The organism is Bacillus sp. MUM 13 (genome assembly GCF_001866725.1).
Taxonomy (GTDB): Bacteria; Bacillota; Bacilli; order Bacillales; family DSM-1321; genus Peribacillus.
On the sequence record NZ_MLYQ01000048.1, the window covers coordinates 1 to 13,087 of the forward strand.

10 protein-coding genes and 19 tRNA genes are annotated in these 13,087 nt (G+C 43.9%); 3 read left to right on the forward strand and 26 right to left on the reverse strand.

Translation table 11 applies throughout. The features are described 5' to 3' along the window. Nucleotides 1-336 precede the first annotated feature (336 nt). The gene (locus BIV59_RS13655) at nucleotides 337-489 is read left to right on the forward strand and encodes a DUF1540 domain-containing protein (RefSeq protein ID WP_071352043.1); all 153 of its coding nucleotides are present in this window, start codon (nucleotides 337-339) and stop codon (nucleotides 487-489) included. Nucleotides 490-570: 81 nt separating this feature from the next. Here the strand turns inward: BIV59_RS13655 and BIV59_RS23685 are convergent, their stop codons facing one another. The 7 genes from BIV59_RS23685 to BIV59_RS13690 form a co-directional block, all read right to left on the reverse strand. Then, complete coding sequence (locus BIV59_RS23685; RefSeq protein ID WP_170846156.1) at nucleotides 571-747, reverse strand: hypothetical protein; 177 nt, start codon at nucleotides 745-747, stop codon at nucleotides 571-573. 333 nt (nucleotides 748-1,080) lie between these two features. Beyond that, nucleotides 1,081-2,187, reverse strand: coding sequence for an o-succinylbenzoate synthase (menC, locus tag BIV59_RS13665; RefSeq protein ID WP_071352045.1), 1,107 nt, complete (start codon nucleotides 2,185-2,187; stop codon nucleotides 1,081-1,083). Continuing rightward, a complete protein-coding gene (locus tag BIV59_RS13670) occupies nucleotides 2,184-3,674 on the reverse strand; it encodes an o-succinylbenzoate--CoA ligase (RefSeq protein ID WP_071352046.1) in 1,491 nt (496 codons plus the stop codon). The genes menC and BIV59_RS13670 overlap by 4 nt, the downstream gene beginning before the upstream one ends. Before the next feature lie 85 nt (nucleotides 3,675-3,759). Continuing rightward, on the reverse strand, nucleotides 3,760-4,572 hold the full coding sequence (gene menB, locus BIV59_RS13675) for a 1,4-dihydroxy-2-naphthoyl-CoA synthase (RefSeq protein ID WP_371261443.1): 813 nt from the start codon (nucleotides 4,570-4,572) through the stop codon (nucleotides 3,760-3,762). Between the two features lie 20 nt (nucleotides 4,573-4,592). Then, nucleotides 4,593-5,387, reverse strand: a complete 795-nt coding sequence (menH, locus tag BIV59_RS13680) for a 2-succinyl-6-hydroxy-2,4-cyclohexadiene-1-carboxylate synthase (RefSeq protein ID WP_481747434.1) — start codon at nucleotides 5,385-5,387, stop codon at nucleotides 4,593-4,595. Between the two features lie 2 nt (nucleotides 5,388-5,389). Then, nucleotides 5,390-7,147 carry a 2-succinyl-5-enolpyruvyl-6-hydroxy-3-cyclohexene-1-carboxylic-acid synthase gene (menD, locus tag BIV59_RS13685; RefSeq protein ID WP_071352049.1) on the reverse strand — a complete coding sequence of 586 codons (1,758 nt, stop codon included), beginning with the start codon at nucleotides 7,145-7,147 and terminating at the stop codon, nucleotides 5,390-5,392. Then, nucleotides 7,140-8,558 carry an isochorismate synthase gene (locus BIV59_RS13690; RefSeq protein ID WP_346417362.1) on the reverse strand — a complete coding sequence of 473 codons (1,419 nt, stop codon included), beginning with the start codon at nucleotides 8,556-8,558 and terminating at the stop codon, nucleotides 7,140-7,142. The genes menD and BIV59_RS13690 overlap by 8 nt, the downstream gene beginning before the upstream one ends. Before the next feature lie 277 nt (nucleotides 8,559-8,835). On the opposite strand from BIV59_RS13690, the gene BIV59_RS13695 reads away from it, so the two are divergent. Both BIV59_RS13695 and BIV59_RS13700 read left to right on the forward strand, forming a co-directional pair. Continuing rightward, nucleotides 8,836-9,771, forward strand: a complete 936-nt coding sequence (locus BIV59_RS13695) for a 1,4-dihydroxy-2-naphthoate polyprenyltransferase (protein ID WP_071352051.1) — start codon at nucleotides 8,836-8,838, stop codon at nucleotides 9,769-9,771. A gap of 351 nt (nucleotides 9,772-10,122) precedes the next feature. Beyond that, the gene (locus tag BIV59_RS13700; protein WP_071352052.1) at nucleotides 10,123-10,869 is read left to right on the forward strand and encodes a TraR/DksA C4-type zinc finger protein; all 747 of its coding nucleotides are present in this window, start codon (nucleotides 10,123-10,125) and stop codon (nucleotides 10,867-10,869) included. A gap of 432 nt (nucleotides 10,870-11,301) precedes the next feature. Here BIV59_RS13700 and BIV59_RS13705 read toward each other — a convergent pair. The 19 genes from BIV59_RS13705 to BIV59_RS13795 form a co-directional block, all read right to left on the reverse strand. Then, a tRNA-Glu gene (locus BIV59_RS13705) sits at nucleotides 11,302-11,373 on the reverse strand. A gap of 2 nt (nucleotides 11,374-11,375) precedes the next feature. Beyond that, nucleotides 11,376-11,466: transfer RNA gene (locus tag BIV59_RS13710), tRNA-Ser, on the reverse strand. Between the two features lies 1 nt (nucleotide 11,467). Further along, nucleotides 11,468-11,542 (reverse strand) — tRNA-Asn (locus BIV59_RS13715). Nucleotide 11,543: 1 nt separating this feature from the next. Further along, a tRNA-Ile gene (locus tag BIV59_RS13720) sits at nucleotides 11,544-11,620 on the reverse strand. A 5-nt stretch (nucleotides 11,621-11,625) separates the two neighbouring features. Next, a tRNA-Gly gene (locus BIV59_RS13725) sits at nucleotides 11,626-11,699 on the reverse strand. 6 nt (nucleotides 11,700-11,705) lie between these two features. Continuing rightward, nucleotides 11,706-11,781: transfer RNA gene (locus BIV59_RS13730), tRNA-His, on the reverse strand. A gap of 24 nt (nucleotides 11,782-11,805) precedes the next feature. Then, nucleotides 11,806-11,881, reverse strand: a tRNA-Phe gene (locus BIV59_RS13735). A gap of 42 nt (nucleotides 11,882-11,923) precedes the next feature. Beyond that, nucleotides 11,924-11,999, reverse strand: a tRNA-Asp gene (locus BIV59_RS13740). Nucleotides 12,000-12,005: 6 nt separating this feature from the next. Next, nucleotides 12,006-12,079, reverse strand: a tRNA-Met gene (locus BIV59_RS13745). Nucleotides 12,080-12,117: 38 nt separating this feature from the next. Continuing rightward, nucleotides 12,118-12,210, reverse strand: a tRNA-Ser gene (locus BIV59_RS13750). Between the two features lie 10 nt (nucleotides 12,211-12,220). Continuing rightward, nucleotides 12,221-12,297 (reverse strand) — tRNA-Ile (locus BIV59_RS13755). A gap of 8 nt (nucleotides 12,298-12,305) precedes the next feature. Continuing rightward, nucleotides 12,306-12,382: transfer RNA gene (locus BIV59_RS13760), tRNA-Met, on the reverse strand. 23 nt (nucleotides 12,383-12,405) lie between these two features. Then, nucleotides 12,406-12,481: transfer RNA gene (locus BIV59_RS13765), tRNA-Ala, on the reverse strand. An 18-nt stretch (nucleotides 12,482-12,499) separates the two neighbouring features. Next, nucleotides 12,500-12,576 (reverse strand) — tRNA-Pro (locus tag BIV59_RS13770). Between the two features lie 5 nt (nucleotides 12,577-12,581). Beyond that, nucleotides 12,582-12,658 (reverse strand) — tRNA-Arg (locus BIV59_RS13775). 7 nt (nucleotides 12,659-12,665) lie between these two features. Next, nucleotides 12,666-12,754, reverse strand: a tRNA-Leu gene (locus tag BIV59_RS13780). Nucleotides 12,755-12,765: 11 nt separating this feature from the next. After that, a tRNA-Gly gene (locus BIV59_RS13785) sits at nucleotides 12,766-12,840 on the reverse strand. 7 nt (nucleotides 12,841-12,847) lie between these two features. Next, nucleotides 12,848-12,929 (reverse strand) — tRNA-Leu (locus BIV59_RS13790). Between the two features lie 7 nt (nucleotides 12,930-12,936). Beyond that, nucleotides 12,937-13,012, reverse strand: a tRNA-Lys gene (locus BIV59_RS13795). Nucleotides 13,013-13,087 lie beyond the last annotated feature (75 nt).

Here is a 13,087-nt window from a genome sequence, read left to right on the forward strand (position 1 = left end):
CTTCCCGCTAATCCCACAGGAGTCTCGCACCTTACACTCCAATCAACCTGGTTTAACAAGAGGATCCTTTACAGAACAATTAAAAAAAAACAATCTTTAAGAAAAGAGCCTTGTTAATAAATTATGTGCTTGGATGAAAATCATTCAGGCTTTTCATTCTTTTTTAAAGGCTCTTTTCGTAAACTTTGCTGCTATGGAACAAGGTGGCTGATTTCCGCTCCAGGATGCTCGCTCACCGCGGGGCAGTAACTAAACTTCCATTTAAAATGAAGAATCATGAACTTTAAATGGCAAATCCTATATATGTTCGTTACTTTTACTATAGGAGTGGATATCATGGCAGAGGATGTCAAATGTACAGTTAACAATTGCCGGTTCTGGAAGCATGGAAACCGTTGTTCAGCTGAAAGCATCATGGTAGTAAACTACTCAGAAGAACGTGCACATACAAGTAATGATGCCGGCTGCAAAACCTTTGAGCCTGCATAATGTAAAAAAACAGGAAGGGCAGCCTTCCTGTTTTTTATTTTTATATATACGATTAAAACAGCTCAGCTAAAACAAGAAACCTTATAAAATCCTTTGTATAAGAAGGAAACGCCCTGAACGCTTTTTAAGCCGGCATTTCTGCCTGATTCTCTTTATCTCATGCACATCAAGGGCGGTAATTTCCTTTATCACACTAATCGGCAATCCTCTTAATAGCAGTATTTCAGCAATAAGATATGGTTTATTTTCAGAACTCATATGATCTACCTGCCTTTTTGAGTGATGGGCTTTTTTAATCTTGTCTGTTAATTTCCGCTGAAGGTGCCCGTAGTGTTTATTATAAAAAGATAACCAGGAAAAGACTATCGGCAAATGCCTATTTTGCAGCCTATTTATACAAAGGCTGTTTTCGTAAACTTTGCTGCTAAGAAACAAGGTGGTTGATTTCCTCTCCAGGATGCTCGCTTTCCGCGGGGCAGCCGGTGAGCCTCGCACCTTACGCTCCAATCAACCTGACTTGACAATGGGAAGCCTCACATAATTAAATAGAAAAGAGCCTATACAAAAGAAAAAGGACCCTGCATACGGTCCCTAGTTTGAATATACTTCTTTGTGAAGCGTTTTTTCAGCGAGCTTTTTCACATTGACCGAAAAACCGATTCCGGCAGACTTTGGCACATCAATACATCCATTTTTCACCACAACCTCAGGATCTATAATATCTTCCTCCCAATACTTTGAAGAAGATGAGATATCACCAGGAATGGTGAAGCCTTTCAATGAAGCAAGCGCTATATTATGTGCTCTGGAAATGCCAAATTCAATCATACCTCCGCACCATAGGGGAATATCCTCCCTCACGCACAAGTCATGAATACGTGCAGCTTCTGTCCAGCCCCCGACACGTGACATTTTCACAGAAATGATTTTACAGCTTCCGAGTGCAACAGCACTTTTGGCATCCTCAAAAGAGCTGATGCTTTCATCCAGGCAAATAGGCGTATTCAGTTCTTTTTGGATTATGCTGTGCTCAACAATGTCTTCTGCACCTAAAGGCTGCTCAATCATCTGCAAACCAAATTGATCCAGCTGCTTAAGGCGGTCTATATCGCTGAGACGATAGGCCGAATTTGCATCTGCCATTATGGTCAGATCCGGATACCTCTTTCTGATTTCAGATAAATAGTGCAGATCATTTTCAGGACTTATCTTAATTTTATATCGCTTATAGCCTGTCTCCAGATAATCTTCAATCTGTGACAATGCTCTTTCCAGTTTTTTGGCAGCAATCACCGCACCGGCAGCCACCTCTGTTCTTGTCCCTCCAAACAGGCTGCCGATATACACACCCTGCTGTTTGGCAAATAAATCCCAAATCGCCTGGCCAAGTCCAGACTTTGCCATCCTGTTTCTCCTGATTCCTTTCCATAAATCAGACAGCTGTGAAGGATGTTTAAGTGCTGATGACAGCACCATTGGGACTAAAAAATCCTTCAGCATGTGCCTGCAGGTAACAATAGTCTCTTCTGTATACCAGGGACTTGAAAAAGGAACAGCTTCCCCGTACCCTGTTCTCCCCTCATGGTCACGGACTTCAATTACGAGTGCCTCACGTTCGGTCACCGTTTCCAGATGCGTTTGAAAGGGTACCTTTAACGGAGCCGAAATATGGTATATAGAGATAGAATGGATATTCAATCGCTTTCCTCCAGACGTTTTTTCAGCTCTCTTCTTAGAAGCTTATTAGCACCGCTGCGCGGAAGCTCTTCACAAAAGATAATCCTTTTGGGGACCTTATAAGAAGCAAGGTATTGCCGGCAGTATGCAAGCAATTCTTCGGCTGATGTCCTTTTCCCAGAATGCCTTACAACAAATGCGGCAGGCACGCTGCCCCATTTAGGATGATTCATGGAGGTTACTCCAGCTTCGAAGACATCATGATGCTTCATCAGTACCGACTCGATTTCGGCAGGATAGATATTTTCCCCGCCTGAAATAATCAAATCAGATCGGCGGTCAAGGACATACAGAAAACCCTCCTCGTCAAGATACCCAATGTCACCTGTATAAAGCCAGCCATTTTGGATGCTTTTTTCTGTTTCCTTTTCACGATTATAATATCCCATTGTTACATTAGGGCCCGAAACTACAATTTCACCAGCTTCATTAGGTGCTGCCGCCCTTCCTTCAGCTTCTATCCGGAGCTGAGATGGGAAAAGCGGTTTACCCGCAGAACCGATTTTCTTCAAACTGTACTCAGGAGAAAGGGTGACAATTTGAGAAGATGTTTCAGTCATTCCATATGTTTGATAAACAGGTATTCCCTTATCCCTGCATTCCTCAAGAATTGGAAGGGGTGCAGGACCTCCGCCAAGGAGCATGCACCTGAATGATGAGGGATATCCGCCTTCCCCGACACTTTGCAGCATTCTGTTCAGCATGGCCGTTACAACAGAAATGATGGTAACTCCCTTATTCTCTATCATTTGATTAGCTTCATCTGGATCAAATTTATCTGTGATCACGATTTTCATTCCATAAATGACATTTTTCATTAAAATGGAAAGTCCGCTTATATGAAAAAGAGGAACTGCACAGAACCAGCAATCATCCTCCCTTAAACCTAGATTCAATACTGACCCGACAGCGCTCCACCAATGATTTCCGAATGTCTGGATGACTCCCTTCGGATTCCCCGTAGTGCCAGACGTATACATGAGAGTAGCCGTGTCATGCTGATTGAATTCTTCAATGATCTTCACATCTTCAGCTTTTTGCAATTGTATGTTTTCCTTTACAGAAAAAACAACATCTTGCACCTCGCTTAAAACTTCACTGTTTTTTTCTGAAAATGCTTCCTCTGATATAAACCATCCTGCTTTGCTGTCTTTAATCTGAAAGCTTATTTCACTGCCTGACAGGCGATTATTGATCATCACAATTTTCACCCCCAGGTAAAACAAGGCATGAATCATAACGGCACTGTCAATGTGGTTTTTAAGCATCAATGCACATGTATCTTCAGGTTTAAGGCCTATAGCAGAAAGCTTTCCTGCTGTTTTTGCTGCTAGTGTATCAAGCTCTTTAAAGGTATATGGGGCACCTTGAAATTCAATTGCTATTCTGTCTGGAGTCAGTTCAGCTCTTTTTTTCAGCCAATTTGGCAGCTTTTCCTGTGGAAACATATGTATTTCTCTCCTTTAGAGAAAAACAGCCCGGCGAAGAACTCGCGGAGCTGTTTTGCCTTTCAATTTATTAAGGTTTTCGCCATTAAGGAAAACGAGGGAACTGGCCAAAGTCAGGGCTGCGTTTTTCCTTAAATGCATCGCGTCCTTCTTTTGCTTCATCTGTAGTGTAATAAAGCAATGTTGCATCACCGGCAAATTGCTGGATTCCAGCGAGGCCGTCTGTATCTGCATTGAAGCCAGCTTTCAGGAAACGAAGTGCAGTAGGGCTCTTCTCAAGCATTTCCTTACACCATTGAACCGTTTCTTCCTCTAATTGCTCTAAAGGAACAACCGTATTCACCAAGCCCATATCCAAGGCTTCCTGCGCGCTGTATTGGCGGCATAAATACCAAATCTCGCGTGCTTTCTTGTGGCCTACGATGCGTGCCAGATAACCGGAACCATATCCAGCATCAAAGCTTCCGACTTTAGGTCCTGTTTGTCCAAATACGGCATTATCAGCTGCAATCGTTAAATCACATACAATATGAAGGACATGTCCTCCGCCGATTGCATAACCAGCTACCATTGCGATAACAGGCTTCGGAATAACGCGGATCAGACGCTGAAGATCAAGGACGTTCAAGCGCGGAATTTCATCCTCTCCCACATATCCTCCATGGCCGCGGACTTTTTGGTCTCCTCCAGAACAGAATGCCTTTCCTCCCGTTCCTGTCAGGATAATAACGCCAACTTCTGAATTGTCGCGTGCTCTTGAAAAAGCATCAATCAATTCCATAACCGTTTTTGGGCGGAAGGCATTATGTACCTCTGGACGATTAATTGAAATCTTAGCAATGCCATTATACACTTCATAAAAAATATCTTCATACTCACGCTGTGAAACCCAATTGATTGCCAAACTTTTCTCCTCCTTTATAAATACTCACTTATTATTTTACCAAACTTTTTCTCTTGTTCCACATGAATTGCATGTCCTGCATCATTTATTATTTTCACTTCGCAATGTTTCATGTGTTTTTTCATGGAAAATGCAATTCTGCAGAATTTTTCATCAAGCTCACCAGCCAGCAGCAATACCGGAAAATCGAACATGCCAAGCTTTTCCCACCAGGAGGGCTGTGCACCTGTTCCCATCCCAGTCAAGCTGTTTGCAAGTCCAATGGCTCTATTAGAAAGCCTTTGAATCCGGATCTCCTGCTGTACAGCTTCCGGCAGGCTTTTTTGGGTAGTAAACAAAGGGATGTTCTCCCAATAGTCCACAAAACGCTCTAATCCCTCATTCAAAATCATTTGAGACAATTTCTTGTCTGCCATGACTCTTTTTGTTCTTTCCGTATCCTCTTTGAGTCCTGGAGACGCACTTTCAAGTATCAGCTTATTAATTCGTTCCGGATAGAGTGCAGCAAAACTTAATGCAAGCCGCCCCCCCATAGAATAGCCCAGAACACTTACTTTTTCTGCATTCAGCTGGTCAAGAATCTCCTTTAAATCACCTGCCGCCTTTTTTATTTCATAGCGATCGGAATCTTCAGGTGAATCTGTTTCTCCATGGCCAATGATGTCGACAAGTATCAGCTTGCATTTTGAACGGAGAAGGGGAATAAGAAAGTTCCAGCTGTCAAGATTGCCTGTAAATCCATGCAGAAGCAAAAGAGGCTCTCCCTCTCCCGCTACCTCAACATGGTATTCGACATCCTGACAGGAAATCCTCAAGAGTTCTCCCCTAGTTTGGCATTCTTTATTTCCTGGGAAACAAAATTCCACAAATCCCGATGCTTTAAGACATTGGTTTCCCTTAATGTAGGAACTTCGATAATTTTCAAACCCGGTATATTAAAAGATTCTGTAAGACTTGTTGAAAAATGATCCCAACTCTCAGCCTTTGCATAATTAGCTCCATATAATTGGGCAGCATGGGAGAAATCCAATCCATGCGGAGTGCCGAATAAAACTTCAAAATTTTCTTTTTCACTGGATTGAGGGAGAAACGAAAAGATTCCTCCTCCATCGTTATTAATCAGCAGCACTGTTATGTTTTGTTTTTGAAGCTTAGCTGCAAGGAGCCCGTTCATATCATGGAAAAAGCTTAAATCACCTATAGCCAGAACTGTGTTTTGCGATACTGTACTTACGCCGATAGCAGTTGATACGACACCGTCAATTCCGTTGGCACCCCGATTTGCAAGTGTCCTTATTCCTTTTGAATTGTTAAAAAAGAATGTATCCAAGTCCCGGATAGGCATGCTGTTTCCGACAAATAAAGTGGAATGCTCAGGGAGGAGATCACTTAAAAGCAAGAACAGCTTTCCTTCATTAAGCTCATGGTCATCTCCTATTGCCAAAAGCGCATTTCTGACTTTTTCATTCAGTGATACCATGGATTCAAGAAAATTCCGGTCTTCTTTTTCATCAATTCTCCGCAGCATATCATGGCAAAAGGAAACTTCATCGCAGTAAATCATATCTGTAGCCATGCCCGCAGGCTCTCTCCAGCCTGCTCCGCCGTCCACAACCATATGCCTTGCGCTTGTTTGTTTTTTTATAAATTGCAAAAGCGGTTTTGAAACAGGCATGGCTCCAAACCGCAAAATAAGATCAGGCTTGCAGTTTTCCGAGATTTCACCAAAACGCAAAAAGGTATCATATGTATCCACAATCAGCTCTTTGCTATGGTCCCCGCTTCTAAGCTGTGACAACGGATCTGCAAATACGGGAAAACCAAGTTTGCCTGCAAGTGAAAGGATAGCATCCTTAGTTGTTTCATGCTTTAATTCACCGCAAATGATGATCCCTGATTCTGATTCGTTAAATACCTGTGCAATCCTATCCACCTGTCCTGGCGAAAGTGCAAGCGCCCCGCTGTCTATCATAACGGCTGCTTCGCGTTCTTCCTCGCCCTCCCATTGCTCTTTTGCCATCGAAAGATCAGGTACAAGCGGCTCACGCAGCGGAAAGTTTAAATGAACGGGACCAGACGGCTCATTTGCTGCCTCGGCTATAGCGCGGGCAGAAACATTCCTTGCGTACTTAACCATTTGATCTGTATTCTCTGGCAAAGCCATTTCTACGAACCATTTCACATGCTTGCCGTATAAATTGATTTGGTCGATGGCCTGCGGGGCTCCCACGCTTCGCAGCTCATGGGGACGATCCGCTGTTAAAACAATCAGCGGAACTCTTGAATAATAGGCTTCTATAATCGCCGGATAATAATTGGCTGTCGCCGTACCTGATGTGCACAGCATTGCAACTGGCTCATTAAGGGCTTTTGCGAGGCCCAGAGCAAAAAAGCCTGCCGATCTTTCATCGACATTAATATGCACGGTAATATCCGGATGTTCGACAAGCAGCATTGCAAGCGGTGTTGATCTGGATCCCGGGCTCACTACAGCGTGTTTCACATGATTTTGTGCTAATTCATCAACAAAAGCAGCAGCATATGCTGTCAGTGCTTCACGGTCATTCATGAAGGTTTCCTCCTAATGCGCTTAACATCGGGTTAAATTTAATGGATGTTTCCTGATATTCGCTTTCCGGTGAAGAATCCTCTACTACTCCGCATCCTGCAAAAAGAGACGCTTCATTTCCCTGAATTAATCCAGATCGTATTCCCACCGCAAATTCGCCATTTCCATAAGAATCAGCCCAGCCGATCGGTCCAGCATACAATCCCCGCTCGAGCAGCTCGATTTCCCTGATTCTGGTGACCGCTTTTTCCTTTGGCAGCCCGCCTAGTGCCGGTGTCGGATGAAGCTTATCAATCACCGAAAAAACCGATACAGCAGGGTCGCATTCACCTGTGACTGGCGTATACAAATGCTGGATATGCCTTATTTTCATAAGCTCAGGCTTTTCAGGTATGTATACCCTGTCGCATACCGAATTTATTGCTTTAGAAATCATGGATACAACATATTGATGTTCAATTAGATTTTTCTGATCACAAAGAAGCTCAGCCCCTAGAAGCTCGTCCTCTTCTTCTGTTTTACCTCTGGCAATTGTTCCGGCAAGGCATGCTGAATAAAGCTGGCCCTTTCTTTTCTTGATCAGCCTCTCAGGAGTAGCACCTATGAAGCAGTCACTTCCCGACTCCAAGCTGAATATAAAGCTTGCAGTCTGTTCTGCCATAAGCCTTTCCAGTATGGCTTCAGAAAAAATCGCATCCTGAAAAACCAGGCGCATCTCTCTGGCCAGCACAATTTTATCCAAATCTGTTTCTTTAAGTTCCTCTACAGCTTCGGCCACTGTTTTCTTCCATTCTTCCGGCTGGATCTCTGTTTGTGAAAGAAGTTCATTGCCAGATAAGCTGCCGCGGCCCAAACTTTCATAAATATATTTTTCCCGTTCATTTATCAAATCAATAAAATGATCTGCACTATCTTCTGGCGAACAGATAAGATTGGCGGTTAAGTAGGCTTCCCCTTCACAAATACTCAGCATAAAGGCAGGAATATACAGTAAATGATCCCCGAATTGATCCCATAGCATAGAGCTGCTTTTCTGGTAATCAAATGAAAAACCTCCAAACAGCAAAGGGCCAGTCGCAGGAGCATCCGCTGTTCCGATCTTAACAGCATTGCTCAGCAGGTCTGACCATCTGGACTCGATATCCTTAAAGCGTGCAGCATTAGCCGCACCCTGAAGTTTTTCAGCTTTACCTAAACCAATAATGGCAGTTTCTTTGGCAGGATCCTGCCAAAAGAAGCGTTCACCTGCATACCGTTCTCTTCCAGCTTGATAAAATGAAAGGGGGTTGATAACATCTATTTTTTTTACTTCGCTGAACAGCACATTTTGGTTAGTTTCCTGTGCCTTTTTTAAGGCCTCAGTTAATCCAAAAAGAAGTTCAGACTGCTGTGAGATAGCCAAAAAAATCACCCCGAATGTACATTTTAAAAGCGTTTCAAACCTATTTAAAGATACACCTCAATTTGTCTCCCTGTCAATTATTCCACCTTTTTCATAGCCTTTCCGACTGCTTTATTCCTTATTAATATATTCTTCCTCAAATGCAGAACTAAAATTCTTTATCAGCGGGAAATTTGTTCGTTTGCATTGACACCTGCAGGATGTTTTCCTACACTTAACCTGTATGCCATTTTTTATAGCGCCTTATATCGGGGGTTATTCATAAATCAAAACTAGGAGAGAAATTATGCAAAATAAAGATCATCATAATCCCGGGGCTATCCGGCCTGAAAAGCGAAGCTGGAAGATCTGGTGGGAATTAATTCGTCCCCATACATTGACAGCTGGATTTGTGCCCGTCTTAATAGGCACAGCACTTGCCTTGCAGACAGAACGTGTTAATGTACTGCTGTTCGCTGCAATGCTGATTGCCTCATTACTTATCCAAAGTGCGACTAATTTATTTAATGAGTACTATGATTTTAAAAGAGGGCTCGATAATGAGAAATCAGTCGGTATCGGCGGAGGCATCGTGCGCCACGGCATGAGCCCGCAATTTATCCTGAATCTTGCCCTTGCCTTATACGGAATTGCCTTGCTTTTAGGCATCTATATTTGCGCTGTGTCATCCTGGTGGATTGCTGCAGTAGGGCTTGTCTGCATGGCAGTAGGCTATTTATACACCGGCGGACCGCTTCCCATATCATCCACTCCGTTTGGGGAGCTGATGTCAGGGTTATTCATGGGATTCTTAATCATATTAATATCCTTTTACATCCAAACAGGAACCGTTTCAAAAATGACGGTACTGGTCGCTATCCCAAGCGGCATATTGGTCGGACTGATTAATTTCGCCAATAACATACGCGATCATGATGGTGATAAAGCAAACGGACGAAAAACACTTGCTATATTAATGGGTCAAAAAAGATCCATCACATTTATGGGCATTATGTTCACATTCTCTTATCTTTGGGTAATCGGACTTTGTGCAGCCGGAATCGTTTCACCGTGGCTTTTGCTTGTCATCCTAAGTGTGCCTAAAGCTGTTAAAGCCATTAAAGGATTCATGGGCAAAACCATTGCTAAAGAAATGGTTCCTGCCATGATAGCAACTGCCCAAACAAACACGATATTCGGCTTATTATTATCTGCCGGTTTATTTATAAGCTACTTTCTATAAACTCAATCCCTGTCCCCGTGCACATGCATGGGGATTTTTCTTGTACACTTTGAGGGCCATAGACAGGCCCTTGTTATACCCATTTTTGCAAAAGGCTGTATTCGTAACTTTGTTGTAGGGAACAAGGGCTGATTTCCGCTCCAGGATGTACGCTCCATACGCTCCAATCAACCAGGCTATTTATAAGAAAAGAGCCTTATAAAAAGAGATAAAGCACCTCAGGGAGTTTTCATTATATTAAATGACATCAATTGCATAAAACTTTCCTTGTTTCCAATGCTTAAAATTCGGGTATTTAAAACTTACACTCAAAAAAATATGTTCGACCAACTATTAAGGAGCGGATAATCTATGGCTACAAAAGAGCAAATTAACTCATTAAAAAATGAACTGCTTACACTAAAAGAGCAGCTTGAACAAAGAGTTGAAAATGATCATGAAACAGTTTTAGATAAAAGCGAAAAAGAATCTGTAGGAGAACTATCTTCATATGACAACCACCCTGGTGATCTGGGCACAGAGCTATTTGAAATTGAGAGGGAAAAAGCACTGGACAGCCATGCTGAGACTGAAATTGAAAAAGTTAATGCTGCACTCTCCGCAATCAGTGAAGGAACATACGGCATATGTAAAACATGCGGTACGGAAATACCTTATGAACGCTTAGAGGCAGTGCCTTCCACATTATATTGTGTAGAGCATACACCTGAACAGCATACCGCTTCAGACCGTCCTGCAGAGGAAGATCTGCTGATTCCTTCTAAAGGAGACAGCTTTGAAAACAGGCATAGAGGCAATGCAAATGAAAAGGAAGACAGCTTTGGCGAAGTAGCACGCTTCGGAACATCTGAAACACCTTCGGATTTTACAGGTGATAACGAAAATTTTGATTCTTTATATAAAGAAGAAGACGAAACAAACGGCTTTACCGAGGAATACGAAGGGTTTCTAGGAAATGATATAGAGGGCAAAAATAAAAAAGTGTATCCCACAAAAAGGGAAGAAAAATATGAACAAAGACTGGACGATGAGAATATGGAATCTCAGCTGGGAGACATTCCATATAAACGGAAGGACAGCTATGTAGATGAAAAATAACCATATAATAAAGGGGGTGATGACTTATGTTGTCACCCCCTTTATTATGAATTGCAATCCGCGCATACTAGTCAGCCCATTTTTTTGATTCATTCCGCATTTTATCCTGCATCTCGTACAGCTATTAAATCCCCTCTTAAAAGGCTGCTAAAATAGGCATAGAGATAGACATAGACTTTGTATACCTCCAGCCCTATTTCTGCAGTGCACGGGCGGTTTTCTCAGCCTTAGGTATCTGAGGTTCATTAGTGTTTAATGACTGGACAATTACATTTGGTTTCAAAATGTGGAATCTGAGCATTTATTATAAAAGCAAAAAATAGGCCAGACACCCATTTAAGATAAATGGAATCTGGCCTGTCTATATTCCGGACGTAAGCATACAGTAAATGAAAAAAAGATGTATACAGTGAATGTATACATCTTTTAATATGACCCATACGGGATTCGAACCCGTGTTACCGCCGTGAAAGGGCGGTGTCTTAACCGCTTGACCAATGGGCCGGTGGCGGAGAAGGAGGGATTTGAACCCTCGCGCCGCTTACGCGACCTACACCCTTAGCAGGGGCGCCTCTTCAGCCTCTTGAGTACTTCCCCATGGCTCCGCAGGTAGGACTCGAACCTACGACCGTTCGGTTAACAGCCGAATGCTCTACCACTGAGCTACTGCGGAATGGTGGGCCTAAATGGACTCGAACCATCGACCTCACGCTTATCAGGCGTGCGCTCTAACCAGCTGAGCTATAGGCCCACATTTGGAGCGGGTAGAGGGAATCGAACCCTCGACATCAGCTTGGAAGGCTGAGGTTTTACCACTAAACTACACCCGCGATATATGGGGCGGATGATGGGAATCGAACCCACGAATGTCGGAACCACAATCCGATGCGTTAACCACTTCGCCACACCCGCCACAGTTATTTAATTAATATAAAATGGTGGCTCGGGACGGAATCGAACCGCCGACACAAGGATTTTCAGTCCTTTGCTCTACCGACTGAGCTACCGAGCCAATTGGTAATATGTATGACATATTATTTAATCCAGTAAAAAATGGCGGTCCCGACGGGAATCGAACCCGCGATCTCCTGCGTGACAGGCAGGCATGTTAACCGCTACACCACGGGACCTAATGATTGCGGGGACAGGATTTGAACCTGCGACCTTCGGGTTATGAGCCCGACGAGCTACCAGACTGCTCCACCCCGCGACAATAAGAATGCTTCATATGCTGTTATTAATAAAAAATGGAGGAGGAAGAGGGATTCGAACCCCCGCGGGCTTTGACACCCCTGTCGGTTTTCAAGACCGATCCCTTCAGCCAGACTTGGGTATTCCTCCATATTGAAGATGGTGGACCTTGTAGGACTCGAACCTACGACCGGACGGTTATGAGCCGTCTGCTCTAACCAGCTGAGCTAAAGGTCCTTATATTTTGGTAGCGGCAGAGGGGATCGAACCCCCGACCTCACGGGTATGAACCGTACGCTCTAGCCAGCTGAGCTACGCCGCCAAATAAAATATAGGATAATGATATGGTGGAGCCTAGCGGGATCGAACCGCTGACCTCCTGCGTGCAAGGCAGGCGCTCTCCCAGCTGAGCTAAGGCCCCATTTTTAAAAAAATCACATGGTCGGGAAGACAGGATTCGAACCTGCGACCCCTTGGTCCCAAACCAAGTGCTCTACCAAGCTGAGCTACTTCCCGTAATATGGCGCGCCCGAAAGGAGTCGAACCCATAACCTTCTGATCCGTAGTCAGACGCTCTATCCAATTGAGCTACGGGCGCATATAAATGGTGCCGAGGACCGGAATCGAACCGGTACGGTAGTCACCTACCGCAGGATTTTAAGTCCTGTGCGTCTGCCAGTTCCGCCACCCCGGCGTTACGAAAAGTGGAGCGGAAGACGGGATTCGAACCCGCGACCCCAACCTTGGCAAGGTTGTATTCTACCACTGAACTACTTCCGCATTGTGATGCGGGTGAAGGGACTTGAACCCCCACGCCTTGCGGCGCCAGATCCTAAGTCTGGTGCGTCTGCCAATTCCGCCACACCCGCATATGAATGGTGAGCCATGAAGGATTCGAACCTTCGACCCTCTGATTAAAAGTCAGATGCTCTACCAACTGAGCTAATGGCTCAAACAAGTAAGATGGAAATAATGTTCGAACAATAGCTCGTACAAAATTTTATGAAGATGGTGCCGGCAAGAGGAC